Here is a 25,834-nt window from a genome sequence, read left to right as displayed (position 1 = left end):
TGATTCCTCTTTCAGGGAAACGCAGGGAACAGCAGGTTTCAGGTGGAGTCGCCTCCACCTGTTCAGAGTCTATTGAAATAACGGTACGTTGAGCGCATGGCGCAGCAGCTGCGCCTTGTCATGCGTCGGATTGCGTTGCAGGAGCGCGTTTAGCGCCTGCTGGCACGCCGGGATATCGCCCAGCCCCAGATGGCCCAGCGCGGTAATGAACAGGCAGTGCTGCTGGTGTTTCTCCTGCGCGGGTGTATCCAGTACGACCAGATCCGGTAACGATACGGCGAAGAAATCGACGTCGGGAACCTTGTCACGCTGCGTCTCCACCCATTGCAGGAAACTCTGGAAAAGAAGGTTCGCTTCAGTGCAGTCACCTGACGCTTTCAGCGCCATCCCCTGCCAGAAGAGATAATCCACCGGCTGGTCATTGTAGTAACGTCCCGCGTCCAACGAGCTGCCTCCGCGAGTCGCGCGGGTGAAATAGCGCTGCGCCTCATCATGATGACCTCGCTGGCGCGCGCAATAGCCCAGCAAATACCAGATGTCATTATCCGTTTGTCCCGGTAAACGCCCCTCGCCGAGATTGTGCGGATAGTGCAACGCCTGCTGAAGCAAAACGGTGGCGTTTTGCGGCTCGCCACGGCGAATAGCCTCCAGCGCCTGATGGATCTGATTCAGTAAATATTGCCCGGTGGCTTTGCCCTCCCCGCCTTCCCAGGGGTGAAAAACACGTTCGCGCAACACCCCGGCGGCCGCTTCGTAGCGACCGAGGCTATTCCATACGCTAAGCAATTCCACGGTCAGATCGTCGCGATGGAAAACAATCTCTTTGCTGGCCTCCAGCCGTTGTAAACGCGCCTCGGCTGGCGCTGCCATCAGTTTGTTCAGATAATCCAGCTCAAACAGGAAGCGGGCATTCTTCGGCTCCAGCGCAACCGCCTGAGACAGGTATTTCAGCGCTTTCTGCGCATCGTGCTGTTTGTTCCAGGCGTAAATCCCCAGCAGCCGATGCACCGGCGCGAAATTCGGTTCCTGCTCCAGCGTAAACTGCCAGCAATTCACCGCCTCTTCATAACAACGCTTGCTGTACCAGAAACAACCCAGCAGATAGCGAGCGAAGGCGCAATCCGACAGCGTTTGCAGCATTTGCACTTCGTCGAGCGTGTTGGGAAAACGAACGCGGTTGTGCAAACAGTCGCGAGCCAGCGCAATAAACGGTTGCGGATCATCACTCAGCGACGCGCGCCACAGCATGGGCAGCGTCTCCTGGCTGTCGAGCAGCGTCAGCACCGCGCGGGCGGCCTCTTTTTGCCCACAAGAGACCAGCCAGCCCGCCAGCTCGCAGGCGTTGGTGCCACGGCGCCCGGTAATGGCGATAAGCGCCTCTTTCGCCGCCTCATCCTGACGGATAGCCCAGCGCGCATAATGCAGGGTATAACTCAGCGGGTACTCAATAAGCTGCTGTGAAATATACGCCAGCGCTTCGGTTGTGCGCCCGAGTCCGGCCAGAGCCAGTGCTTTCAGCCCCATCGCCAGATTATTGCTGCCATTAAAGCGCAAACTCAGATTCACTTTCTCCAGCGCATCGGCGTAATCATTCCGCTTCATGGCGATTCGCGCCAGCGACCAGAAGGCCGCGTCACGACAGTTGCCGCTCCAGCTGGCTTTGTAGTAGTGCTCACGGGCGAGGTCATCCTTGCCCTGGCGTTCCAGCGCGGCGGCCAGCAGCATACTCGCCTCCCCATCACGCGGATTTTTATTGAGCTTATGCGCCCGCTGTAAGGCAGACTGCGCACAGCGCTCTGCCTGCGCCCAGTCCGCACGATTCAGCGCCAGCGTGCCCAGCGCGACATTGTTGCGATAGTCATGCGGGTCCACGTCCAGCGCTCGCTGGTAATACTCTTCTGCATAGCGGCTGGCATGGTTGTACTGCTCCAGATGCTGACCAATAAAATAGAGCTCATCAGTACTGGACAGCGCCTCTGGCAGCTCGGGCGCGCAGGCCGCTTTCGGCAACGGCAAGTCCTCCGCGATATGCTCCTCATACGCCAGCAGCGTGACGCCATCACGACGGGCAACGGTCATTTTCACCCGCGCGTGGCCCGCGTCAGAAAGATCGGCGCGCCAGCTTTGACCGGGTTCCAGCGTGAGTGTTTTTTCAAAGAACGGTTGCCCCTGGGCACAAAGCGTTACCTGAACGTCATGTAGCGGCGCAACGGCATAAACGCCGGATGAAAGCTGGTTCCCTTCTCGCTCAAGGCGCAGCGCAAGCTGCGTACTGGCGTTTTGCACCATGCCCAGTTCACTGTAGGGCAGGAAATTCTGCACGAAGACTTTCTCTTCATACGGCGCAAGCCAGGTAAAATCTGGCTGGTTGTCGGTGAAGACCCCGGTCATGAGTTCAATGTACGGGCCGTTGTCATCGGTCAGGTTGCGATCCCAGGCCACGCCAAAATCACCGTATCCCCACGTCCACTGTTTTTTACCCGGCGAAATATGGTGGTCGGCCACATGCAGCAGTCCCCCTCGTTCGCCATGATGCCAGGCGCCGACAAAATCATAATCTGACTTTTCAGCCATATAAGAGGTCGGCACCGGCACATTTTTATAACGCGAGATATCCACGCCGGCGGAGTAGTCCACTTTGTAATAAGTGCCCGTCGCGATCGGAAAGGCGGAGACATCCCGTTTACCGTGGTCATATACGGCAGTAACGTCCGGCGGGAAGACGCTCTGGTGGTCGTCTCCGCCTTTCACCGCCGGGTTTGCCCACCACAAAAAATGGCGCGGCGTAGCGTTGCCGTTAAAGACTTTTCCGGTGATTTCAATTAATGCCCGATCGGGGTACAGCGTAAATCCGGTCATCACCTGCAAGCCGCGCATGGGTTCCACTTCCCCCATCCACACGGTTTGTTCTCCGTGTTCGCCCTGCTGACAGGTAAAATCCACCGGCATAAATGTGGTAGGACGGTGATGCTGCGGCCAGTTAAATTCAATCCCACCGGAGATCCACGGCCCCAGCAGCCCGACCAGCGCGGGTTTCACCACTTCGTTGTAGTAAACAAAATCACGCTGCTGTACTTTGTCATACGCGCGATGAATACGTCCGCCCAGCTCCGGCAACAGCATGATGCGAATAAAATCATTCTCCATCCAGACTGCCTGATACTCGCGCATTTCACGTTTACCGGTCAGCGTATCGATGACGCCATAAGGATAAACCGCACCTGAAGACCCCTGATAAACCCGCTTTTCCAGGAACATCGGGTTCGGATCTTCTTCGCCGGTTGTCCACGTAGGGAGTGAGAGTGTTTCCTGCCAGACCTTAACTGAACCGTACATGTCATTCTCCACTAAACAAACAAAAGTAAAATTTCACCTTACTGCTATTCTGGGGCAGATAACTGGCGTTAAAATACGCAATGCTCACGCAATATAGTTAAGGGAGTTAAGTGTATGCAGCGTACAGGGTTCAATAACGCCCGGGTCAGGCAAGCCAACAAGCAGATCTTTCTGTCGCACCTGTGGCGTGAAAAACAGCTCAGTAAATCCCGGCTGGCGCAGCTCAGCGGCCTGTCGATTCCGGCGGTCAGCAATATTCTGGAGGAGTTGATCGATGAGGGAAGAATTTGCCATTCCCGGGAGACGTTAAGCCAACGAGGGCTGAGTAGCGGCAGCTATCACCTGCCCGAACAGGGAGACTGGACGCTGTGCATGAACGTGACGCCCACCAGCATCACCAGCCAGCTGGCAGATGCGCGTCTGGTCGCCGTGGGCGACTGGCGCCATGCGGAGATCAATGCCGGTTCGCCAAAAGCCTTGCTGACCGCGCTTGCCGCTCACTGGCGGGAATATCGTCAGCGCTATCCCGACGTGACCATCAATCTGGCATTAGGCGTTCACGGTCAGGTCGATCCCATTACCGGGGCGTCAAAAACCATGCCGCAGGCACCGTGGAAAACCCCGGTTGAGATTAAATATTTGCTGGAGGAGATGCTCGGCGTACAGGTGCGGTTAGACAATGACTGCGTGATGCTGGCGCTGGCGGAGAAGTGGCAAAACCCGGCGGCAAACCGCGATTTCTGCGTCATTAACGTCGATTACGGGATTGGTTCCTCCTTCGTCATCAACGACAACATCTGGCGCGGCAGTTTGTATGGCAGCGGTCAGATCGGACATACCATCGTCAACCCGGACGGGGTAGCCTGTGATTGCGGCCGCTACGGCTGTCTGGAAACCGTGGCCTCGCTCAGCGCGCTTAAAAAGCAGGCCCGACGGTGGATGAAAACGCAGCCCACGGCGGATTGCGACCCAGAAACTATCACCATCGATCAACTGATTACCGCCTGGCAACAGGGCGATGTCCGCATCCAGGCCTGGGTGGAACACGCCGCCAGCGCGATTGGCCTGAGTTTATATAACTTTCTGAATATCCTGAATATTAACCAAATCTGGATTTATGGCCGCAGTTGCGCCTTTGGCGAAAGCTGGCTGAATACGCTGGTGCAGCAAACGGGGTTTAATCCCTTTGATCATGGCGATAACCCGCAGGCAAGATCCACCCGGATCGGCTTTGGCACACTCAGTCGTTCGCAACAGTTGATGGGGATCGGCTATCTGTACGTCGAATCACAGCTAAACGCGCTCTGAATATGAGTCCGACACCCTGCGATGAAAGGAGACTCGCTTGTCGAATGAAAAACCACCGGCGCGGTATTAAAATTATTCATATAACCGGGTATCAAAGTCGCGCCTGGATTCGCCCGCACGGCGTGACCCGGAAATAAAAAAGGCTCCCCGCAGGAAGCCTTTTTCACGATGCCAGGCGTATCGCTTACGCGTAAACCGGGAAGCGTGCGCAGATGTCCAGCACTTTGCCTTTGATGCGCTCGATAACCGCTTCATCGTTGATGTTGTCCAGCACATCGCACATCCAGCCAGCCAGCTCTTTAGCTTCAGCTTCTTTAAAGCCGCGACGCGTAATGGCCGGAGAACCGATACGGATACCGGAAGTGACGAACGGGCTCTTCGGATCGTTCGGCACGCTGTTTTTGTTAACGGTGATGTTGGCACGACCCAGCGCGGCATCAGCTTCTTTACCGGTCAGGTTTTTGTCCACCAGATCCAGCAGGAACAGGTGGTTCTCCGTACCGCCGGAAACCACTTTGTAGCCACGGTTCAGGAACACTTCCACCATCGCTTTGGCGTTTTTGGCAACCTGCTGCTGGTAGACTTTGAACTCCGGTTCCATCGCTTCTTTCAGCGCCACCGCTTTACCGGCGATCACATGCATCAGCGGGCCACCCTGAGCACTAGGGAAAACGGCAGAGTTCAGTTTTTTGTACAACTCTTCGTCACCGCCTTTCGCCAGGATCAGGCCGCCGCGCGGACCCGCCAGGGTTTTGTGCGTGGTGGTGGTCACAACGTGAGCATGCGGAACCGGGTTCGGATAAACGTCTGCGGCGATAAGACCCGCGACGTGCGCCATATCAACAAACAGGTACGCGCCAATGCTGTCGGCAATTTCACGCATTTTTGCCCAGTCAACGACGCCGGAATAAGCAGAGAAGCCGCCGATGATCATCTTCGGTTTGTGAGTCTGAGCCAGCTTCGCCATCTCTTCGTAGTCAATTTTACCGGACTCATCGATGCCGTAAGGCACGATGTTGTACAGTTTACCGGAGAAGTTTACCGGAGAACCGTGAGTCAGGTGGCCACCTTGCGCCAGGTTCATACCCAGAACGGTGTCGCCCGGTTGCAGCAGCGCAGTGTAGACCGCGAAGTTAGCCTGAGAACCAGAGTGCGGCTGGACGTTGGCGTAGTCTGCGCCAAACAGTTCTTTCGCGCGGTCAATCGCCAGTTGCTCAACGACATCCACATATTCGCAACCGCCGTAGTAGCGCTTGCCCGGATATCCTTCAGCGTATTTGTTGGTCAGCTGAGATCCCTGCGCCTGCATCACGCGCGGGCTGGTGTAGTTTTCGGAGGCGATCAGTTCGATGTGCTCTTCCTGACGTACTTTTTCCTGCTCCATAGCCTGCCACAGTTCGGCATCATAATCGGCAATGTTCATTTCACGCTTTAACATCCGCATCTCCTGACTCAGCTAACGATAAATTTTTGGCCTAAAAAGGCAATCCCGTGGGACAACGGCCAACAGTATAACCGAATCATTCTGCGATAACAGGTCTTGACAAAGGATTTTACGCAAACGATTACCTTCATGCTGTACAAGGCTTTGTCGAATGAAGACCTTACGAATTTCAACGGATTTCTTTTCAGGTTTGTGATGCAGATTTTTCACGTTGTAACGTTAAAAACGCAAAGTTACAAAGAACCATTTACAATACAGGGTTATTTTTTATAAGATGTATTTGACATACATCATTAAAGTCTCAGATAAAGGAAGACAGTATGCTTGACGCTCAAACCATCGCCACAGTAAAAGCCACCATTCCCCTGCTGGTTGAAACCGGTCCAAAACTGACCGCCCATTTCTACGATCGCATGTTTACCCACAACCCTGAACTCAAAGAAATTTTTAACATGAGTAACCAGCGAAATGGCGATCAACGTGAAGCGCTGTTTAACGCCATCGCGGCCTATGCCAGCAATATCGAAAACCTGCCTGCGCTGCTGCCTGCGGTAGAAAAAATCGCCCAGAAGCACACCAGCTTCCAGATCAAACCAGAACAGTACAACATCGTTGGCGGCCACCTGCTGGCAACGCTGGACGAAATGTTCAGCCCAGGCCAGGAAGTGCTGGATGCCTGGGGTAAAGCGTATGGCGTTCTGGCCAATGTCTTTATCAATCGCGAAGCGCAAATCTACAGCGAAAACGCCAGCAAGAATGGCGGCTGGGAAGGCACTCGTCCGTTCCGCATCGTTGCGAAAACACCGCGCAGCGCCCTGATTACCAGCTTTGAATTTGAACCGGTCGATGGCGGCCCGGTCGCAGAATATCATCCGGGTCAATACCTGGGGGTCTGGCTGAAACCGGAAGGCTTCCTACATCAGGAGATCCGTCAGTATTCCCTGACCCGCAAGCCGGATGGTAAAGGTTATCGCATCGCAGTTAAGCGTGAAGATGGCGGTCAGGTTTCCAGCTGGCTGCACAACCACGCAAGCGTCGGCGATATCGTCCACTTAGCCGCTCCGGCTGGTGATTTCTTCATGGATGTCGCAACGGACACGCCTGTTTCTCTGATTTCCGCAGGCGTCGGCCAGACTCCGATGCTGGCCATGCTGGATACGCTGACCAAAGCCAACCACACCGCGCAGGTGAACTGGTTCCACGCGGCGGAAAACGGCGACGTGCATGCGTTCGCAGATGAAGTGAGCGAGCTGGGTAAAACCCTGCCGCGCTTTACCGCACATACCTGGTATCGCGAGCCGACAGAAGCCGATCGTGCGAATGGCGCGTTCGACAGCACAGGTCTGATGGATTTAAATAAACTGGAAAGTGCGATCAGCGATCCGGCAATGCAGTTTTATCTGTGCGGTCCGGTCGGCTTTATGCAGTTTGCTGCGAAGCAGCTGACAGGGCTGGGCGTGAAAAGCGAAAACATTCATTACGAATGCTTCGGCCCACATAAAGTGCTGTAATTAAGTCATGCCTGATGGCGCTGCGCTTATCAGGCCTACGGGATTTTGTAGGCCAGATAAGGTGTTTACACCGCCATCCGGCAAGCACGACGCGGCTTAAATTGCCGCGTCGTCTTCTTCACCGGTACGAATACGAATCACGCGCGCAACGTCAAAGACGAAAATTTTACCGTCACCGATTTTCCCCGTCTGCGCGGTGCGAATAATGGTGTCAACGCAGGTATCCACGATATCGTCGGTCACCACGATTTCAATTTTCACCTTCGGCAGAAAATCCACCATATATTCCGCGCCACGGTACAGCTCGGTATGGCCTTTCTGACGCCCAAAGCCTTTCACTTCGGTAACCGTCATACCGGTAATGCCTACCTCAGCCAGCGCTTCACGGACGTCGTCCAGCTTGAAGGGTTTAATAATCGCATCAATCTTTTTCATGCTATTCCTTGAAAAGGTCGCCTGTCTTTTAATCTGATAAACGTAACATAATTCACGCTACTTTACGGCATGAAAACTACTCTTTGAAATCGTTTGCATCCAACTCATGGCGCGAGAGCAGCTTATAAAATTCCGTCCGGTTACGCCCTGCCATTCTCGCCGCATGGGTGACATTCCCTTTGGTGATTTGCAGCAGTTTACGCAAGTAGTTAAGCTCAAACTGATTACGCGCCTCAACAAACGTCGGCAGCGCCGTATTTTCGCCTTCCAGCGCCTGCTCCACCAGCGCGTCGCTGATGACCGGCGAGGAAGTTAACGCCACGCACTGCTCAATAACGTTCACCAACTGACGCACGTTTCCCGGCCAGCTTGCGGTCATCAGACGCTTCATCGCATCCGTTGAAAACGCCCGCACAAACGGTTTATGCCGCTCTGCTGACTGGCGCAGAAGATGATTCGCCAGCAGCGGAATATCTTCCGTACGCTCCGCCAGCGTCGGGATCTTCAGACTCACCACGTTCAGACGGTAATATAAGTCTTCGCGAAATTCACCCCGCGCCATCGCCTTAGGCAGATCGCGGTGCGTTGCGGAGATAATGCGCACATCAATATCGATATCGCGATTGCTGCCAAGCGGTCTGACTTTGCGCTCTTGCAGAACGCGCAGCAGCTTAACCTGTAACGGCGCGGGCATATCGCCGATTTCGTCAAGAAACAGCGTGCCGCCTTCCGCCGCCTGAAATAACCCTTCGCGATTGCTGACCGCGCCGGTAAACGCCCCGCGCGCGTGGCCAAACAGTTCGGACTCCAGTAGCTGTTCCGGCAGCGCGCCGCAGTTAATGGCGATGAAAGGTTTACTGCTGCGCGGGCTGGCGTTATGGATAGCCTGCGCGAAAATCTCTTTCCCGGTGCCGCTTTGCCCGTTAATCAGCACGCTGACATCCGATTGCGCCACCATCCGCGCCTGTTCCAGCAGGCGTATCATCAACGGACTGCGCGTAACGATTGATTCGCGCCAGCTGTCGTCCATTGCTGGCGCCGACTGTTCAAGCGCGTCATCAATGGCCTGATACAGCGCATCTTTATCGACCGGTTTGGTCAGAAAGCTAAACACGCCTTTTTGCGTCGCCGCCACGGCATCAGGAATGGAGCCGTGTGCGGTCAAAATGATGACGGGCATACCAGGCTGGACTTTCTGGATTTCCGTGAACAGCTGCATGCCATCCATTTCATCCATTCGCAGATCGCTAATGACCAGATCCACTTTTTCGCGATTCAGTACGCGCAGCCCTTCCTGACCGCTTTCCGCCGTCACGACGCTGTAGCCTTCGCTGGTCAGGCGCATCCCCAGCAGTTTCAACAGCCCCGGGTCATCGTCCACGAGCAGCAGATGTGCCGGTTTGCGGCTTATCATGGCGTTACCTCATCTTGTGGCGGTGTGGAAGATGCGCCGTCGTCAGGCGCTGCGGGTTTGTCATTTCCGTGTGTCGCGTCAGGATTGTAGTTGCCTGCGGGTTTGCGCGTGGAGAGCTGGCGCTCAATATCAGTCAGATTCTCCAGCTTGCGCGTCGTGAGATCGAGCTGCGCCTGTAAGTGCTGATGCTGCTGACGCAACGTATCAAGCTCGCTATCCGACGCTTGCTGGAGTTTACTGTAACGCTGGCGCTCTTCGGCAAGCTGTAACTGTAGCGCCTGGCCGTCGCGCCAGAGCTGATAGAGCGGGCGCACCTGAGCGGGAATTTGCGCGCTTAGCGCATCGAGGCGAGTGACCATATCGCGCCGTTCAAGGGGCGTAATTTTAGCATCCGCCAGCAGAATCCCGCGTTTGAACGTGTTCTGCCAGCTGCCATCTTCCAGCGCCCGCGCTTCATTGCGTGACTGAACAGGCAACAGGCGATCGGCACAATCAATCGCCCGCTGCCAGTAAAGCGGATTGTTATCCGTCGATGGTCCTTTAAGTAACCAGATATCCGAACAGTCGGTAGAGAGATAATCCGCCAGCTGATACGGTGGAATTTTTTCCTGCGACGCATCATTTACGACATGCTTCGCGGCATGTGGCGCGCACCCCATCAGCACCAGGCAAGGCACACTCGCTAACCATCCTCTTCGGGGAAATAATCGCTTCAGAACTCGAACAAAAACGTGTGGCATACTCACCAGGCTTAGCTTCATTTTTAGTGGTTTTTCGATGCAGATAGCGGCAGTTCGATACGGAAACAAACTTCTTGCGCATTCTCATCGACCAGATACAGTTCCCCCTGCATACGACGGATGCAGTCCCTGGCGATACTTAACCCTAATCCACTCCCCTTCACCGCACCTTTACGCTGATGGCTTCCCTGGAAAAAGGGTTCAAAAATCATGGCCCTTTCCGCTTCCGGGATCGGCGTGCCCGTATTGATCACATCAATGTGCGCCTTTGAACCATATACATTGCTGCGAATACAAATGTTACCGGATTCAGCGCCATAGTGCACCGCATTGGAATAAAGATTGTCCAGCACGCTCATTAATAGCATCGGCTCGGCCAGACAGTTGTCGATAGCCAGCCTGACCTCGGTATGCATCATTTTAGCGCGCGCAGGCAAACTGTGAGCGGAAACCACCATATCCACCAGCGGTTCAAGCTCCACGGTTTCCATCTCAATCGCGCTGTCCGCCAGTTTCCTGTTGTAATCAAGCAGTTGCTCAATCAACTTCTGTAAGTTGCGGCTGCTATCGTCCAGAATGCCGACGACCTCTTTTTGCTCTGGCGTCAACGGCCCCACGACCTGATCGGCCAGCAGCTCTGTCCCTTCGCGCATACTGGCCAGCGGCGTTTTCAGCTCATGCGACAGGTGACGTAAAAATTGATGCCGTTGGGATTCCAGCCAGGACAGACGTTCACTCAACCAGATAATGCGCTGCCCCACCGAACGCAGCTCGCGCGGCCCGGTAAACGACACGGTATTCCCCAGAGAGCGCCCTTCTCCCAGCCGGTTAATCATCCGTTCTATCCCTTTCACCGGCCCAATGATCATCCTTGTAAAAAGCAGCACCATCGCCAGACTGACCAGAAACAGCACCAGCGCCTGCCAGCCAAAGAATTGTCCGCGCTCTGCGATTTCCTGCTGTAACTGCTGCCCGCGCGAGAACACCACCGTGCGCGTTGCCTGCACCATTTCCGTATTGGCGTTGGCAAAAGCTTCCAGCCGCGCGGCGGCGGTAGCGTCAGGGCCGCTATTTTTACACTGTAATTGTGCAAGACCGTTCAGATCATCGCGTAGCGCCTGGTAAAGTTTAGCGTCCGGCAATACTCCCGCATGTGCGTCCAGCATTTCGCTGTAGCGTTTTCGCTGGCTCTGATACACCTTCGCCAGCGTACGGTCGTCGAGCACGCAATATTGCCGGTAGCTGCGCTCCATCTCCAGCGCCACGTTGGTCATCGCTTCGCTGCGCCGGGCATCTATCAGCGTGGTGCGGTTAGTCTGCGCCGCCTGGGCGCTGAGCGCGTTGAGACTTTGCCAGGCCTGCCAGGCCAGTACCAACAAAGGCAACAGAATCAGCAGAAATGCCAGCATAACCAGTTGTCGCAAGGACCGGGGGAAAACAGACCAGCGCTTCAAGGCGTTACTCTCATCGGATAAGGATACAAGGATGCTAACCGAGGGGAACATCAGATACAACAAAGCCGGGATTAACCCGGCTTTGTTATGGAATAAGGCGGTGCCTAACTCGACGTTTCGCCCGGTGGTTGATAAAGCGACGCTATTATCAGAAGTTGGACGGCAGGCACCTTGTTGTGCGTCATTCGAAGTTTATGTAGCGCTTCCCGAAGGGGCTGACATAAGAAGGTGAATGAGCCACTGGTTACTATTATGCAGTAAGTGTGCCAACTTTAAAAACAAATAATTAACATTATGATTTTATTTGGTTTTATAGAGAAATCATCACCGTTACAAAACGAACAAAATTTCAGCAAGATGTCGCCATTCAGAGACACCTAAAAACAAACCTTACGCTATCTTTGTAAATCAATGAGTTAAATGTCTCCTTTTGGCGACACAGACAATCTACTGATGTCGGCATTTCCCGACACCTTTATGGTTGATGGCAGGGCAAAAAATATTGCCATCCAGTGAGCGGAATTATTCTGAAGAGAGAACATAGTATCCCGGAGTATTATGCCGTTCACTTTATGTCCCGCATTTCTCTGGCGCTTCATCACCCGTGAACGTGTTAAGGAGGCTCGTCGCCGCCTCCTTAACAATCCTGGCTCCCGGCGGGAAAATTGTTGCTTCGCAATACCCTCCGCTTATTCCTCCAGGCTACCGGGGCGGGCGCGAGGTAGCGTCCCTGCAAAACACGCCCTGAACCCGCATCCATGCGGGTTCCTCCGGCCTTACGGAAACACGTCGGCAATTTTCAGCCGGACCCGCCTGCACCTGACCATTTCTGCGGTTTGTTTTTTTAACAGCAAAACCGGTGCAACTGAAAATCAGGGCATTGCAGCAATGCCCCTGTTCCGGCTGAAAATCGATGAGACGTTGACGGCTGACCGGGTCCGCACGCAGGGACGCGGGCGGAGGGGACGGCCTGCCGGGACGCAGGCTCGGCCCCGACCCGAAAGGCAGACGGAATAAGGCGAATAAACCGCGCAGCGGCGATTTTCCTTGCCGGAGAGCCAGGGTTGCAAGGGAGGCGGCGGTGAGCCTCCCTCGCACGTTCACGGGTACTGAGTCTTCAGAGAAATGCGGGACATAAAGTGAACGGAAAAATTTACCAGAATAAAAAGGTTCTCCGTTTAACGGATAAACACACGCCCTTCACGGAAGCTTCCTTGCCGGATGGCGGCTTTGCCTTATCCGGCCTACGCGTATGTCCAGGCCCGATAGCGCTTTGCTTATCGGGCCATTTACGTGCGGATTAACCTAACTGCTTACGCGCATTGCGGAAAATACGCATCCACGGGCTGTCTTCGCCCCAGTTTTCCGGGTGCCAGGAGTTGCTGACGGTACGGAAGACGCGCTCCGGGTGCGGCATCATAATGGTTGCGCGGCCGTTTTCCGTGGTAACGGCGGTGATGCCGTTTGGCGATCCGTTAGGGTTGGCCGGGTAGTTTTCCGTAACCTTACCGAAGTTATCGACATAACGCAGTGCAACCAGACCTTTGCTTTCCAGCCCAGCCAGATGCGCATCGTCACGCACTTCAACGCGCCCTTCACCGTGGGACACCGCGACAGGCATCTGTGAGCCAACCATTCCCTGCAACAGCAGAGACGGGCTTTGGGTCACTTCCACCAGGCTGAAGCGCGCTTCAAAACGGTCAGAATGGTTACGCACAAAACGCGGCCACAGCTCGCTCCCCGGAATCAGTTCACGCAGGTTAGACATCATCTGGCAACCGTTACATACGCCAAGCGCCAGCGTCTGCGGGCGGTGGAAGAACGTTTCGAACTCGTCGCGTACGCGATTGTTGAACAGAATCGATTTCGCCCAGCCTTCACCCGCGCCCAGCACGTCACCGTAAGAGAAACCGCCACAGGCAACCAGCGCCTGGAAATTACCCAGCCCAATACGGCCAGCCAGCAGATCGCTCATATGCACATCAATCGCGTCAAAGCCCGCGCGATGGAACGCCGCCGCCATCTCAACGTGGGAGTTCACGCCCTGTTCGCGCAGTACGGCAACCTTCGGACGTGCGCCGGTAGCAATATACGGCGCGGCGATATCTTCATTGATATCGAACGACAATTTCACGTTCAGACCCGGGTCGGCATCGTTGGTTTTTGCGTCATGTTCCTGATCGGCACATTCCGGGTTGTCGCGCAGGCGCTGCATCTGCCAGGTCGTTTCCGCCCACCAGGTACGAAGCGTGGTGCGGCTTTCGCTGAAGACGACCTGCCCGTTGGATTCAATCACAAAACGGTCGCCGGAAACGGCCTGACCTAAATAGTGTACGCAGTCACTCAGACCGTGCTTCGCCAGCAGCGCCTCGACCGCTTCGCGATCGGCCGCCCGCACCTGGATCACTGCGCCCAGCTCTTCGTTAAACAGCGCCGCCAGACGATCGTCGCCAGATGTTGCAATATCAACCTGGATGCCGCAGTGACCGGTAAAGGCCATCTCGGCAAGCGTGACCAGCAGGCCGCCATCGGAACGGTCGTGATACGCCAGCAGTTTACGCTGCGCCACCAGCGCCTGAATCGCATCATAGAAGCCTTTCAACTGCGCCACATCGCGCACGTCTGCCGGTTTGTCGCCCAGTTGACGATACACCTGCGCCAGCGCCGTTGCGCCCAGCGCGTTATGCCCCTGACCCAAATCGATCAGCAGCAGCGCGTTATCTTCGGTCGAGAGCTGCGGCGTGATGGTATGACGCACATCTTCCACGCGGGCAAACGCGGAAATCACCAGCGACAGCGGCGAGGTCATTTCGCGCTGCTCGTTGCCTTCCTGCCAGCGGGTTTTCATCGACATAGAGTCTTTGCCCACCGGAATCGTCAGGCCAAGCTGCGGGCAGAGTTCTTCGCCTACCGCTTTCACCGCGTCATACAGACCGGCATCTTCACCCGGATGACCGGCCGCTGCCATCCAGTTTGCGGACAGCTTGATGCGTTTGATATCGCCAATCTGGGTCGCGGCGATGTTCGTCAGCGCTTCGCCAACGGCCAGACGGGCGGAAGCGGCAAAGTCCAGCAGCGCTACCGGCGCACGTTCACCGATAGACATCGCTTCACCGTAGTAGCTGTCGAGGCTGGCGGTGGTCACCGCGCAGTTCGCCACCGGCACCTGCCACGGGCCGACCATCTGATCGCGCGCCACCATACCGGTCACGGTACGGTCGCCGATGGTCACCAGGAATGTTTTCTCCGCCACGGTCGGCAGATGCAGAACCCGTTTAACCGCGTCAGCAATCGTGATATCAGCACGATCCAGCGCATCGCCTTTCGCTGTCAGCGTCTGCACGTCGCGGGTCATTTTCGGCGTTTTACCCAGCAGCACGTCCAGCGGCAGATCGATCGGTTGATTATCGAAGTGACTGTCGTTCAGGGACAGATGCTGTTCTTCGGTGGCCTCACCGATCACCGCATACGGCGCGCGCTCACGCTTGCACAACTCATCAAACAGCGGCAACTGGTCGGCGGCCACGGCCAGCACATAACGCTCCTGAGACTCGTTACACCAGATTTCCAGCGGGCTCATGCCCGGCTCATCGCTGAGGATATCGCGCAGCTCAAATTTACCGCCGCGCCCGCCGTCGCTCACCAGCTCCGGCATCGCGTTGGAGAGACCGCCTGCCCCGACGTCGTGAATAAACAGGATCGGGTTGGCATCGCCTAACTGCCAGCAGCGGTCGATCACTTCCTGGCAGCGACGTTCCATTTCCGGGTTATCACGCTGCACGGAGGCAAAGTCGAGATCCGCATCCGACTGACCAGAAGCCATAGAGGACGCCGCCCCGCCCCCCAGACCAATGTTCATCGCCGGCCCACCGAGCACGATCAGCTTCGCGCCAACGACGATCTCGCCTTTCTGTACGTGATCGGCGCGGATGTTGCCGATCCCGCCCGCCAGCATGATCGGCTTGTGGTAGCCGCGCAGCTCTTCGCCGTTGTGGCTGTTTACTTTTTCTTCGTAAGTACGGAAGTACCCGTTCAATGCCGGGCGACCAAATTCATTATTAAACGCCGCGCCGCCCAGCGGGCCTTCGGTCATAATGTCCAGCGCGGTAACGATACGCTCTGGTTTACCAAAATCTTCTTCCCACGGCTGCTCAAAGCCCGGAATACGCAGGTTAGACACGGAGAAGCCCACCAGACCCGCTTTTGGCTTCGCGCCGCGTCCGGTTGCGCCTTCATCACGAATCTCACCACCGGAACCGGTCGCCGCGCCCGGCCACGGCGAGATCGCCGTCGGGTGGTTATGAGTTTCCACCTTCATCAGGATATGCGCAGGCTCCTGGTGGAAGTCATAGCGACCGCTCTCGTGGTCAGCAAAGTAGCGTCCCACGTCAGAACCTTCCATCACCGCCGCGTTATCTTTATAGGCAGACAACACATGATCCGGCGTGGTTTCAAAGGTGTTTTTGATCATCTTAAACAGCGACTTCGGCTGCGGTTTCCCGTCGATAACCCAGTCAGCGTTAAAAATCTTATGGCGACAGTGTTCGGAGTTTGCCTGCGCGAACATATACAGTTCGATATCGTTCGGATTGCGCCCCAGCTTCGTGAAGGCGTCTTGCAGGTAATCAATTTCGTCATCCGCCAGCGCCAGACCCAGACGCAGGTTGGCGTCAGTCAGCGCCTGACGCCCTTCACCCAGCAGATCCACACTGGCAACCGGCGCAGGCTGGTGATGAACAAACAGTTTTTCCGCATCAGATAAAGAAGAGAACACGGTCTCCATCATCCGGTCGTGCAGTTCAGCGGCAATCGTCTGCCACTGTTCAGCCGTGAGCGTAGCGGCTTCAACGTAGTATGCAACGCCTCGCTCCAGGCGGCTTACCTGTTGCAGACCGCAGTTATGGGCGATATCAGTCGCTTTGGAAGACCAGGGGGAGATGGTGCCAGGACGCGGCGTGACCAGCAGCAGCTTTCCTTCAGGGGTATGGCTGCTTAAGCTCGGCCCATATTTCAGCAAACGTGCAAGTTGCGCGTGCTCATCCTCGTTTAAGGGGGCGCTCAGGTCAGCAAAATGGACATACTCAGCGTAAATATTGTGGACCTGAAGATTGGCCGCCTGAAAACGCGCCAGCAGTTTGTTAATACGGAATGCAGACAGTGCAGGCGAACCACGCAGAATTTCCATCATAAGTCTCTCGTCTTCGAAGCGCCTGAGGCGCTTTAAGTGTGCGCAAGGGGGGAAACGGGCGACATTATAAAGAATCTGACGCCCCGACGAAACCGTTTGCGTCGAAATAAAATCGCCGCCTTTTCTTATCATACGGTGCGGCCAATCATTCTAATTAGTTGCCAACTGGCGCATTGTTGCGCAAAATGCCGCACATTCATGATGATTTTAACCCACCAAAATGACATTAGCAGGCTGAGATTACGCACGATTCAGAGAATTAACTAATTGAAAAAATTAAAGATTAATTATCTGTTCATCGGCATATTGACTCTGCTGCTGGCAGCGGCCCTCTGGCCATCAATCCCCTGGTTCGGCAAAGCCGACAATCGTATCGCCGCGATCCAATCGCGGGGAGAGTTACGCGTCTCAACAATAGAGTCGCCGCTGACTTACGCCCGCATTAACGGAAAAAAGTACGGTCTGGATTACGAACTGGCGCAGCAGTTCGCCAGCTATCTTGGCGTAAAGCTGAAAATTACCGTACGCCAGAATATCAGCCAGCTATTTGACGATTTAGATAACGGCAACGCCGATCTGCTGGCGGCAGGACTGGTTTACAACAGCGAGCGCGTGAAGAATTATCAACCCGGCCCGACCTACTATTCCGTTTCGCAACAGCTGGTTTACCGGGTAGGACAATACCGGCCTCGCACACTGGCCACGGTGAATGAAAGCCAGCTCTCTATCGCGCCAGGGCATGTCGTGGTGAATGACTTGCAGGCGCTGAAAGAGACTAAATTTCCCGATCTGAGCTGGAAAGTCGATGACAAAAAAGGGACGGCGGCGCTGCTCAGCGAAGTCATCAGCGGCAATCTGGACTATACCATTGCCGATTCTGTCGCGATCAGCCTGTTCCAGCGCGTACATCCTGAACTGGCCGTCGCGCTGGATGTCACCGATGAGCAGCCTGTCACCTGGTTTAGCCAACTGGACGATGACAACACGCTTTCCGCTGCGCTGCTCGATTTCTTCAACGCTATTAATGAAGACGGCTCACTGGCGCGTATGGAAGAGAAGTATCTGGGGCACGGCGACGATTTTGATTATGTCGATACCCGCACCTTCCTGCGGGCCGTGGACGGCGTATTGCCCGATCTCCAGCCGTTGTTTGAAAAATACGCGCAGGAGATAGACTGGCGCCTGCTGGCCGCAATTTCCTATCAGGAGTCACACTGGGACCCGCTGGCCACCTCCCCGACGGGCGTTCGCGGTCTGATGATGCTCACTAAAAACACCGCGCAAAGTCTGGGGCTGACGGACCGTACCGATGCGGAACAGAGCATCAGCGGCGGTGTGCGTTATATCCAGGATATGATGGGCAAAGTGCCTGAAACCGTGCCGGAAGAGGAGCGTATCTGGTTTGCGCTCGCCGCCTATAACATGGGTTATGCACATATGCTTGACGCCCGTGCGTTGACGGTTAAAACCAGGGGCAACCCGGATAGCTGGGCCGATGTAAAACAACGGCTGCCGCTGCTCAGCCAGAAACAATATTACAGCAAGCTGACGTACGGCTATGCGCGCGGGCATGAAGCCTACGCTTATGTGGAAAATATTCGGAAGTATCAGATTAGCCTGGTCGGCTATCTGCAAGAAAAAGAGAAGCAGACGGCAGAAGCGATAAAGCTGGCGCAGGATTACCCGGCAGTGTCTCCGACCGAGTTTGATACGGAGACATTTCCTTTCTCTTCTTTCTTATCGCAGCCGTCATCGAACTACCTGTCACACTCTCCTTCTTTGCCGTTTTCACTGAAGAAGAAAGACGAAAACTAATCTCACAGGGCTGGACGCTTTCACGCCCTGGCCGCCCTACAACGATTCTTGCGAAGATTTTTTTAGCGCTTTGATCTCCTGGCGACGCATGCGGAAGAAATCACTGAGCAGCGCTGCACACTCATCGCGTAACACACCTTCGGTGATCTCTACGCGGTGGTTCATGCCCGGATGATGCAATACGTCCATCAGCGACCCTGCCGCGCCGGTTTTCGCGTCGCGAGCGCCAAATACCACCCGACCAATGCGGCTGTGTACCATTGCTCCCGCACACATCACGCACGGCTCCAGCGTCACGTAAAGCGTGGTATCCAGCAAACGGTAGTTCTGAAGCACCAGCCCGCCCTGACGTAACGCCATGATTTCAGCGTGCGCAGTGGGATCATGATGACCTATCGGACGGTTCCAGCCTTCGCCAATGACGCGATTGTTATGCACCAATACCGCGCCAACCGGCACTTCACGCTCATCCCAGGCGCGTTTCGCCAGCGTCAACGCATGACGCATCCAGTATTCGTGGCTAAATTCAACATCAGACAAAGGAGACACTCCGGTAATAAAAGCGGGCGCATTATACATGGGCGCTATCGTTAACTCTATTCGAGTTGCTGGAGCTCCCCTCGCGGCGTGACGCGCCAGCGATGCTGGCAAAAATAGAGAAGCGGGTTATCCTGCTTACTGTCGCTGTAGCCGCTGTACAGACGTAACGGCGCACCAATCTGGCGTTCCAGTTGGGCGACCTTCTCGTGCCCCAGACAGCGCATAGTCAGCAGCCAGCCGCCGTAGCCACGCCGCATCTGGCTGGCGATCAGGTTCACGCGCGGCAGCCAGAGCGTATCGAAATAGACCTGTTCCACCAGCGATTGCGGAGAGCCGGTAATCAGCCAGATATCAGCGTCAGAGCTTAACAGATAGGTCGTCAGGCGCTCCTGAACAACCGGAAACGCCGTGACGTTATCGCGAAACCAGCGAACGAAATCCGCCTGATGCGCCTTGAGCCGCGCTTCACTGTGACCGAAGGTACAACCCCATAACAGCAGGCTCATCGGCCAACGCGCCGCCCGACCTTTAATCAACAAGCCAATCCCGATAACCGGCAATAACGGCAGCACGAGCAACGCATTCAGCGGCTGGCGACGCAACAGATAACGCAGGAAACTGCCAAACATATCCTGCTGGTGCAACGTACCGTCCAAATCAAAAAATACGACACGACGCTCGTGATTAACCAAACCCTACTCCTCTGGATTGTTGAAGCCCAATAGCCGGGTTAACCGAAACCCGGCGATAATCGTTACCAGATAGACTAACAGATAGAACCTCAATTTTCCGGTAACGTTAGCGTTCTAACGCCGCGCGTAGAAATCCCTGGTGAGCGGACAATTTCGCCCTTGCGTCTTCGGCATTCAGCCCGGTAAGCGCCATCAGAATGGCCGGTTTAACCTCGAAATCTGTCTGCTTAAGCAGCGCTTCGGCCTCTTCACGCGTAATCCCGGTAGCCTCAACCACCATCCGGCACGCTCTGTCAACGAGCTTAACGTTGGTGGCTTTCATGTCCACCATCAGGTTCTGGTACACCTTGCCGAACTTCACCATCGCCCCGGTGGAGATCATATTGAGCACCAGTTTTTGCGCAGTACCGGATTTCAGTCGCGTCGAACCGGTTAGCGCCTCCGGCCCAACAACCGGCGAAATGGCGATGTCAGCCTCACGCGCGATGGGAGAATCGGGATTACAGGAGATAGCCACCGTGACGCAGCCCACCTGACGCGCGTATTTCAACCCGCCAATGACGTACGGCGTACGACCGGACGCCGCCAGCCCGACAACCAGATCCTGCGCGGTCACGTTAAGCGCCCGGAGATCGTCCTCCCCTAACTGCTGACTGTCTTCCGCGCCTTCCACCGCTTTCAGCAGCGCGCCAGGCCCGCCGGCAATCAGCCCAATCACCAGCCCGTGCGGTACGCCAAACGTTGGTGGGCATTCGGAGGCGTCCAGAACGCCAAGGCGTCCGCTGGTGCCTGCGCCCATATAAATAATGCGCCCTCCCGCCTTTAAGGCGTCGGCGGCGGCATCTACCGCGCGGGCAACGTCTGGCAGCGTCTCTTTTACTGCTTGCGCTACAAGCGTATCCTGTTGATTAAAACGATGAACCAGCTCAAGCGTAGGGAGTGCGTCAAGATCCATAGTCTGTGGATTGCGGGTTTCTGAAACTAACGAGCCGAGATTCATTTTTGTTCCTTAGGAATTTTTAATTCATAATAACTATAATAATGGAATATTATATTCTTTCGGGCGAGGGAAAATCTTTTTATGATCCCCGTCATGTTTTTCGCCAGGAGTCCTCATGAACTGTTTGATTCGTATACGTCAGCGTTATCCGGACCTCGCACAAAGCGATAAAAAGCTTGCTGATTATATTCTTGCTCAGCCGGATGATACACGGCATCTCAGCTCACAACAGCTTGCCGTTGAGGCGGGCGTTAGTCAGTCCAGCGTGGTAAAATTCGCGCAGAAACTGGGCTTTAAAGGCTTTCCGGCACTGAAGCTGGCGATCAGCGAAGCGCTGGCCAGCAATCCAAATCCTCACTCTATTCCGGTACATAATCAGATCCGGGGCGACGATCCGATGCGGCTTGTCGGCGAAAAATTGATCGAGGAAAATGTCGCCGCAATGCACGCAACGCTCGATGTTAACAGCGAAGAGAAATTGTTCGAAAGCGTCATGATGCTGCGCAATGCCCGGCGTGTTGTCATAACCGGTATTGGCACATCGGGCCTGGTGGCGCAGAACTTCGCCTGGAAGCTGATGAAGATAGGATTCAATGTCGTCGCCGAACACGATATGCATGCGCTGTTAGCCACCGTGCAGGCGCTGGCGCCGGACGATCTCCTGCTGGCTATCTCCTATAGCGGCGAGCGCAGAGAGTTGAATATGGCGGCGGATGAAACGTTGCGGGTGGGAGGAAAGGTTCTGGCGATCACCGGCTTTACACCGAATGCCCTGCAACAACGCGCCACCCGTTGCCTGTATACGATCGCCGAAGAGCAGGCCACGCGCAGCGCCGCAATATCCTCTACGCATGCGCAGACGATGTTGACGGATTTGCTCTTTATGGCGCTGGTACAGCAGGATTTGGGGCGCGCGCCGGAGCGTATTCGCCACAGTGAGGCCCTGGTAAAAAAACTGGTCTGAGCAAAGAATGCGCGTATAATGCCCGCCCGGTTTGTGATGTTTTGAGAGTTTCCTGATGGCCCTGTTAATCACTAAAAAGTGTATCAATTGCGATATGTGCGAGCCTGAATGCCCGAATGAGGCGATTTCAATGGGCGACAGCATTTACGAGATTAACAGCGACAAATGCACCGAATGCGTGGGCCATTACGAAACGCCGACCTGCCAGAAGGTGTGCCCAATCCCCAATACCATTCTCAAAGACCCGGCGCATGTCGAAACGGAAGAACAGCTGTGGGATAAGTTTGTTCTGATGCATCACGCGGATAAGCTGTAATTCTCCCTGATGGAATGACACCAGGCCGGATGGCGACGTAAACGCCTTATCCGGCCTACAAAGTCCCGAATCTAGCTTTCGATGATCACCGTCGCACAGGCGTAATGACGTTCATCCGCTAATGTCACATGCATATGCGCCACGCCCAGCCTCTCCGCCAGTTTCAACGCCTCGCCCCACAAACGCAAACGCGGTTTACCCAGCTCATCGTTAAACACTTCAAACTGATTGAACGCCAGCCCATTGCGAATGCCGGTGCCGAACGCTTTTGCCGCCGCCTCTTTTACCGCGAAACGCTTGGCGAGAAAACGCACCGGTTGCTGATGCATCTCCCAGATAGCCCATTCGTTGTCGCTAAGCACGCGTCTTGCCAGGCGCTCTCCAGAACGGGAGATCACCGCCTCAATGCGGGCGATCTCCACAATATCCGTGCCTAACCCCAGAATCGCCATTAGCCGCGCGCTTCCAGCATCAGGCGTTTCATCTCGGCGACCGCCTCTTTCAGGCCGCTCATGACCGCCCGCCCAATAATGGCATGACCGATGTTCAGTTCATGCATTTCCGGCAGTGCGGCAATGGCCTGCACATTGTGATAGGTCAGGCCATGACCGGCGTTCACTTTCAGCCCCAGGCTTGCCGCAAACGTCGCCGCTTTGGCGATGCGCGCCAGTTCCTGCGCTTGCTCAGCATCCGTTTTAGCATCCGCATAACAGCCGGTATGGATTTCAATGTACGGTGCGCCAACGTCCGCAGCGGCTTTAATCTGTTCTTCATCGGCATCAATGAACAGCGATACCAGAATACCTGCATCTGCCAGCCGTTTGCAGGCATCACGCATTTTGTCACGCTGACCCGCGACGTCCAGCCCGCCTTCGGTGGTCACTTCCTGACGTTTTTCCGGCACCAGGCAGCAAAAATGCGGCTTCGTCTCAACGGCAATCGCCAGCATCTCTTCAGTCACCGCCATTTCCAGATTCATACGCGTATCCAGCGTCTGGCGCAAAATGCGTACATCACGGTCGGTAATATGGCGACGATCCTCGCGCAGGTGTACGGTTATACCATCCGCCCCCGCCTGCTCGGCGATAAACGCCGCCTGTACCGGGTCCGGGTAAGCAGTACCACGCGCATTACGTAAAGTGGCAATATGGTCAATGTTGACGCCTAACAGTAATTCAGCCATGACAATCCTCGTTAATCATTATTCGTATTTTCTGCCCACCCTGGCCGTTTCGGCATAAATTGTCGAAACAGTTCCCGGCTTTTTAACGGCTTACCACCAAGATACGGCTTTAGCGCCATGCGGGTAAAGCGTTTCGCCGCGCGCAACGTATCAACATCAGGAAATTCTCGTGCATCCAGCGCTTTCAGATGCCGCCCGGTAAAGGTGCTGTTATCAATGACCACGCTGGCCATGAATCCCTTCTCTTCGCGATAGCGGTAGGTCATGGTGTCATCGACCGTCTCGCCGCTCCCTGCGCAATGCAGAAAATCCACGCCGTAGCCCAGATGCCCCAGCAGGGCGAGTTCGAAACGGCGAAGCGCAGGTTCGGGCGAACCGGTCGCGCCAGCCAGCGACTGAATACAGTTCAGGTAATCAAAAAAGAGTTCAGAGAAGCGCGTTTCGTATTCCAGAACGCGGGAAAGCAGTTCGTTGATGTACAAACCGCTATAAAGCGTGATGCCGCTTAAGGGGAGCGCCAGAGAGACCGCTTCAGCGCTGCGTAAGGTTTTCACCTCGCCGCGCCCGCCAAAGCGGAGCAACAGTGGCGTAAAAGGTTGTAATGCGCCTTTCAGACTGGAACGTTTAGAGCGTGCGCCTTTGGCAACCAGACGCACGCGCCCCGACTCTTCCGTGAAGACGTCCAGCATCAGGCTGGTTTCGCTCCAGGGGCGACTATGCAGGACGAAAGCTCTCTGCCAGCCTTCCACGTAGTGCTAACTCAGAGGTCGTCTACATAACCGAGACTGCGCAGCGCACGCTCATCATCGGCCCAGCCGGATTTCACTTTCACCCACAGTTCCAGGTGTACCGGCGCTTCAAACATTTCCTGCATGTCTTTTCGCGCTTCGATACCGATGGTCTTGATTTTGGCTCCTTTGTTGCCAATGACCATCTTCTTCTGCCCTTCGCGCTCAACGAGGATCAGGCCGTTAATATCATAACCGCCGCGTTCGTTAGAAACGAAACGTTCAATCTCAACGGTCACGGAATACGGCAGTTCGGCACCGAGGAAACGCATCAGTTTTTCACGGATGATTTCAGACGCCATAAAGCGCTGTGAACGATCGGTGATGTAATCTTCCGGGAAGTGATGAGTCGCTTCCGGCAGGTGTTTACGCACGATACCAGCGATGGTATCCACGTTCATGCCAGTTTCCGCAGAAACAGGCACGATATCGAGGAAGTTCATCTGGCTTGCCAGGAATTGCAGGTGCGGCAGCAGATCGGCCTTTTCCTGTACGTTATCCACTTTGTTAACGGCCAGAATGACCGGCGCTTTACCGTCGCGCAGTTTATTCAGCACCATCTCGTCATCCGGCGTCCAGCGGGTGCCTTCCACGACAAAAATGACCAGCTCAACGTCGCCAATCGAGCTGCTTGCCGCCTTGTTCATCAGGCGGTTGATGGCGCGTTTTTCTTCCATATGCAGCCCCGGCGTATCAACATAGATAGCCTGGTACGCCCCTTCGGTATGGATACCGACGATACGGTGACGCGTGGTCTGCGCTTTACGGGACGTGATCGAGATCTTCTGTCCGAGCAGCTTGTTCAACAGGGTGGATTTGCCTACGTTCGGACGTCCGACGATGGCAATAAATCCGCAATAGCTTTTATCTTCGCTCATTCCAGCTCCAGTTTTTTCAGCGCCTGTTCGGCGGCAGCCTGCTCCGCCTTACGACGGCTCGAACCCGTGCCAACCACCGGTTCACTCAGGCCGCTGACCTGGCAGTGGATAGTAAATTCCTGATCGTGTGCCTCGCCGCGCACCTGCACCACCAGATAAGACGGCAGCGGGAGATGACGACCCTGCAAATATTCCTGCAAACGCGTTTTCGGATCTTTTTGTTTATCGCCCGGGCTGATTTCATTCAGGCGCGTTTGATACCAGTTAAGGATCAACTTCTCGACGGTTTGGATATCGCTGTCGAGAAAAACGCCGCCGATTAACGCTTCTACGGTATCCGCCAGAATAGATTCACGACGGTAGCCGCCGCTTTTCAGTTCACCAGGCCCTAAACGTAAGCATTCACCCAGATCAAATTCACGGGCCAATTCCGCCAGCGTATTGCCGCGCACCAGCGTGGCGCGCATACGGCTCATATCACCTTCGTCCACACGCGGGAAGCGGTGATAAAGCGCGTTGGCGATAACAAAGCTCAAAATCGAGTCGCCTAAAAATTCTAAACGCTCATTGTGTTTACTGCTGGCGCTGCGGTGGGTTAATGCCTGCTGCAACAGCTCCTGATGAGTAAAAGTGTAGCCCAGCTTCCGTTGAAGCCGATTAATTACGATGGGGTTCATGCGATACCAATAAATGAATGCGTCAACAATTCAGCACACGAAACAGACCTGAGGAAACCAACGCTGTTTAGTGTGCCGTGGCAACCTGACGGCGCCAACCTAAAACTTCGGGGGAATATTCTATACACAACGACAGGGGATGTCGTTAGTC

At 55.2% G+C, this 25,834-nt stretch carries 20 protein-coding genes and 2 pseudogenes; 6 read left to right on the top strand and 16 right to left on the bottom strand.

Features of this window, described 5'->3' with window-relative positions; genetic code table 11:
• Positions 1 to 69 precede the first annotated feature (69 nt).
• On the bottom strand, positions 70 to 3,336 hold the full coding sequence (locus OGV50_RS12460) for a DUF5107 domain-containing protein (protein WP_200090944.1): 3,267 nt from the start codon (positions 3,334 to 3,336) through the stop codon (positions 70 to 72).
• A 114-nt stretch (positions 3,337 to 3,450) separates the two neighbouring features.
• Here OGV50_RS12460 and OGV50_RS12455 point away from each other — a divergent pair, with 114 nt between their 5' ends.
• Positions 3,451 to 4,644, top strand: a complete 1,194-nt coding sequence (locus tag OGV50_RS12455) for an ROK family transcriptional regulator (RefSeq protein WP_047461977.1) — start codon at positions 3,451 to 3,453, stop codon at positions 4,642 to 4,644.
• A gap of 184 nt (positions 4,645 to 4,828) precedes the next feature.
• On the opposite strand, the gene glyA is transcribed toward OGV50_RS12455, so the two are convergent.
• Positions 4,829 to 6,082, bottom strand: coding sequence for a serine hydroxymethyltransferase (glyA, locus tag OGV50_RS12450; protein WP_024130115.1), 1,254 nt, complete (start codon positions 6,080 to 6,082; stop codon positions 4,829 to 4,831).
• 326 nt (positions 6,083 to 6,408) lie between these two features.
• Between glyA and hmpA the strand changes: the two genes are divergently transcribed.
• The gene (hmpA, locus tag OGV50_RS12445; RefSeq protein ID WP_200090951.1) at positions 6,409 to 7,599 is read left to right on the top strand and encodes an NO-inducible flavohemoprotein; all 1,191 of its coding nucleotides are present in this window, start codon (positions 6,409 to 6,411) and stop codon (positions 7,597 to 7,599) included.
• 4 nt (positions 7,600 to 7,603) lie between these two features.
• A pseudogene (locus tag OGV50_RS23655) lies at positions 7,604 to 7,699 on the top strand (hypothetical protein); the annotation flags it as partial.
• Here the strand turns inward: OGV50_RS23655 and glnB are convergent.
• The 5 genes from glnB to purL all read right to left on the bottom strand — a co-directional run bounded on the left by glnB (position 7,696) and on the right by purL (position 16,830).
• Positions 7,696 to 8,034: a nitrogen regulatory protein P-II gene (gene glnB / locus OGV50_RS12440; RefSeq protein ID WP_002914032.1), complete on the bottom strand. Its 339-nt coding sequence runs from the start codon at positions 8,032 to 8,034 to the stop codon at positions 7,696 to 7,698. The pseudogene OGV50_RS23655 and the gene glnB sit on opposite strands and share 4 nt — an antisense overlap.
• Positions 8,035 to 8,110: 76 nt before the next feature.
• On the bottom strand, positions 8,111 to 9,445 hold the full coding sequence (gene glrR / locus OGV50_RS12435; RefSeq protein WP_024130114.1) for a two-component system response regulator GlrR: 1,335 nt from the start codon (positions 9,443 to 9,445) through the stop codon (positions 8,111 to 8,113).
• Positions 9,445 to 10,188 (bottom strand): two-component system QseEF-associated lipoprotein QseG, encoded by a 744-nt coding sequence (gene qseG / locus OGV50_RS12430; protein WP_104868337.1) that lies wholly within the window; start codon positions 10,186 to 10,188, stop codon positions 9,445 to 9,447. The genes glrR and qseG overlap by 1 nt, the downstream gene beginning before the upstream one ends.
• Before the next feature lie 23 nt (positions 10,189 to 10,211).
• Positions 10,212 to 11,642: a two component system sensor histidine kinase QseE/GlrK gene (qseE, locus tag OGV50_RS12425; protein WP_199977447.1), complete on the bottom strand. Its 1,431-nt coding sequence runs from the start codon at positions 11,640 to 11,642 to the stop codon at positions 10,212 to 10,214.
• A 1,300-nt stretch (positions 11,643 to 12,942) separates the two neighbouring features.
• Positions 12,943 to 16,830 (bottom strand): phosphoribosylformylglycinamidine synthase, encoded by a 3,888-nt coding sequence (gene purL / locus OGV50_RS12420; protein WP_200090957.1) that lies wholly within the window; start codon positions 16,828 to 16,830, stop codon positions 12,943 to 12,945.
• A 267-nt stretch (positions 16,831 to 17,097) separates the two neighbouring features.
• On the opposite strand from purL, the gene mltF reads away from it, so the two are divergent.
• Positions 17,098 to 18,645 carry a membrane-bound lytic murein transglycosylase MltF gene (gene mltF / locus OGV50_RS12415; RefSeq protein ID WP_104868333.1) on the top strand — a complete coding sequence of 516 codons (1,548 nt, stop codon included), beginning with the start codon at positions 17,098 to 17,100 and terminating at the stop codon, positions 18,643 to 18,645.
• Positions 18,646 to 18,681: 36 nt separating this feature from the next.
• Here mltF and tadA read toward each other — a convergent pair whose 3' ends face one another.
• The 4 genes and pseudogenes from tadA to murQ form a co-directional block, all read right to left on the bottom strand.
• A complete protein-coding gene (gene tadA / locus OGV50_RS12410) occupies positions 18,682 to 19,224 on the bottom strand; it encodes a tRNA adenosine(34) deaminase TadA (protein ID WP_012131222.1) in 543 nt (180 codons plus the stop codon).
• A 17-nt stretch (positions 19,225 to 19,241) separates the two neighbouring features.
• Entirely contained in the window at positions 19,242 to 19,877 is a 636-nt protein-coding gene (gene yfhb / locus OGV50_RS12405) for a phosphatidylglycerophosphatase C (RefSeq protein ID WP_012131221.1), read from the bottom strand.
• Between the two features lie 3 nt (positions 19,878 to 19,880).
• Positions 19,881 to 19,982: pseudogene (locus OGV50_RS12400) on the bottom strand (PTS transporter subunit EIIC); the annotation flags it as partial.
• Between the two features lies 1 nt (position 19,983).
• Positions 19,984 to 20,877 (bottom strand): N-acetylmuramic acid 6-phosphate etherase, encoded by an 894-nt coding sequence (gene murQ, locus OGV50_RS12395; protein WP_058667928.1) that lies wholly within the window; start codon positions 20,875 to 20,877, stop codon positions 19,984 to 19,986.
• Positions 20,878 to 20,992: 115 nt separating this feature from the next.
• Here murQ and OGV50_RS12390 point away from each other — a divergent pair, with 115 nt between their 5' ends.
• Positions 20,993 to 21,841 carry a MurR/RpiR family transcriptional regulator gene (locus OGV50_RS12390; RefSeq protein ID WP_012131219.1) on the top strand — a complete coding sequence of 283 codons (849 nt, stop codon included), beginning with the start codon at positions 20,993 to 20,995 and terminating at the stop codon, positions 21,839 to 21,841.
• A gap of 55 nt (positions 21,842 to 21,896) precedes the next feature.
• Positions 21,897 to 22,157 (top strand): 4Fe-4S dicluster ferredoxin YfhL, encoded by a 261-nt coding sequence (gene yfhL, locus OGV50_RS12385; RefSeq protein WP_012131218.1) that lies wholly within the window; start codon positions 21,897 to 21,899, stop codon positions 22,155 to 22,157.
• A 71-nt stretch (positions 22,158 to 22,228) separates the two neighbouring features.
• On the opposite strand, the gene acpS is transcribed toward yfhL, so the two are convergent.
• From acpS to rnc, 5 genes are read right to left on the bottom strand one after another with little or no spacing between them, the layout of a single operon-like run.
• Positions 22,229 to 22,609 carry a holo-ACP synthase gene (acpS, locus tag OGV50_RS12380; RefSeq protein ID WP_114848590.1) on the bottom strand — a complete coding sequence of 127 codons (381 nt, stop codon included), beginning with the start codon at positions 22,607 to 22,609 and terminating at the stop codon, positions 22,229 to 22,231.
• On the bottom strand, positions 22,609 to 23,340 hold the full coding sequence (gene pdxJ, locus OGV50_RS12375; RefSeq protein WP_012131216.1) for a pyridoxine 5'-phosphate synthase: 732 nt from the start codon (positions 23,338 to 23,340) through the stop codon (positions 22,609 to 22,611). The genes acpS and pdxJ overlap by 1 nt, the downstream gene beginning before the upstream one ends.
• 11 nt (positions 23,341 to 23,351) lie before the next feature.
• Positions 23,352 to 24,089, bottom strand: coding sequence for a DNA repair protein RecO (recO, locus tag OGV50_RS12370; protein WP_200090967.1), 738 nt, complete (start codon positions 24,087 to 24,089; stop codon positions 23,352 to 23,354).
• A gap of 11 nt (positions 24,090 to 24,100) precedes the next feature.
• Positions 24,101 to 25,006, bottom strand: a complete 906-nt coding sequence (gene era, locus OGV50_RS12365; protein WP_012131214.1) for a GTPase Era — start codon at positions 25,004 to 25,006, stop codon at positions 24,101 to 24,103.
• Positions 25,003 to 25,683 (bottom strand): ribonuclease III, encoded by a 681-nt coding sequence (rnc, locus tag OGV50_RS12360; RefSeq protein ID WP_024130107.1) that lies wholly within the window; start codon positions 25,681 to 25,683, stop codon positions 25,003 to 25,005. The genes era and rnc overlap by 4 nt, the downstream gene beginning before the upstream one ends.
• Positions 25,684 to 25,834: the final 151 nt, after the last annotated feature.

Source organism: Citrobacter sp. CK180 (assembly GCF_030333655.1).
Taxonomy (GTDB): domain Bacteria; phylum Pseudomonadota; class Gammaproteobacteria; order Enterobacterales; family Enterobacteriaceae; genus Citrobacter_B; species Citrobacter_B koseri.
This window is presented reverse-complemented; position numbering and strand designations above follow the sequence as displayed.

Coding starts and splice junctions, on each gene's coding strand:
- murQ (WP_058667928.1), bottom strand. CDS start 20,877: ATGAATCTCGGCTCGTTAGTTTCAGAAACCCGCAATCCACAGACTATG.
- hmpA (WP_200090951.1), top strand. CDS start 6,409: ATGCTTGACGCTCAAACCATCGCCACAGTAAAAGCCACCATTCCCCTG.
- OGV50_RS12390 (WP_012131219.1), top strand. CDS start 20,993: ATGAACTGTTTGATTCGTATACGTCAGCGTTATCCGGACCTCGCACAA.
- acpS (WP_114848590.1), bottom strand. CDS start 22,609: ATGGCGATTCTGGGGTTAGGCACGGATATTGTGGAGATCGCCCGCATT.
- OGV50_RS12455 (WP_047461977.1), top strand. CDS start 3,451: ATGCAGCGTACAGGGTTCAATAACGCCCGGGTCAGGCAAGCCAACAAG.
- yfhL (WP_012131218.1), top strand. CDS start 21,897: ATGGCCCTGTTAATCACTAAAAAGTGTATCAATTGCGATATGTGCGAG.
- pdxJ (WP_012131216.1), bottom strand. CDS start 23,340: ATGGCTGAATTACTGTTAGGCGTCAACATTGACCATATTGCCACTTTA.
- era (WP_012131214.1), bottom strand. CDS start 25,006: ATGAGCGAAGATAAAAGCTATTGCGGATTTATTGCCATCGTCGGACGT.
- qseG (WP_104868337.1), bottom strand. CDS start 10,188: ATGCCACACGTTTTTGTTCGAGTTCTGAAGCGATTATTTCCCCGAAGA.
- purL (WP_200090957.1), bottom strand. CDS start 16,830: ATGATGGAAATTCTGCGTGGTTCGCCTGCACTGTCTGCATTCCGTATT.
- glnB (WP_002914032.1), bottom strand. CDS start 8,034: ATGAAAAAGATTGATGCGATTATTAAACCCTTCAAGCTGGACGACGTC.
- rnc (WP_024130107.1), bottom strand. CDS start 25,683: ATGAACCCCATCGTAATTAATCGGCTTCAACGGAAGCTGGGCTACACT.
- OGV50_RS12460 (WP_200090944.1), bottom strand. CDS start 3,336: ATGTACGGTTCAGTTAAGGTCTGGCAGGAAACACTCTCACTCCCTACG.
- tadA (WP_012131222.1), bottom strand. CDS start 19,224: ATGTATAATGCGCCCGCTTTTATTACCGGAGTGTCTCCTTTGTCTGAT.
- glyA (WP_024130115.1), bottom strand. CDS start 6,082: ATGTTAAAGCGTGAAATGAACATTGCCGATTATGATGCCGAACTGTGG.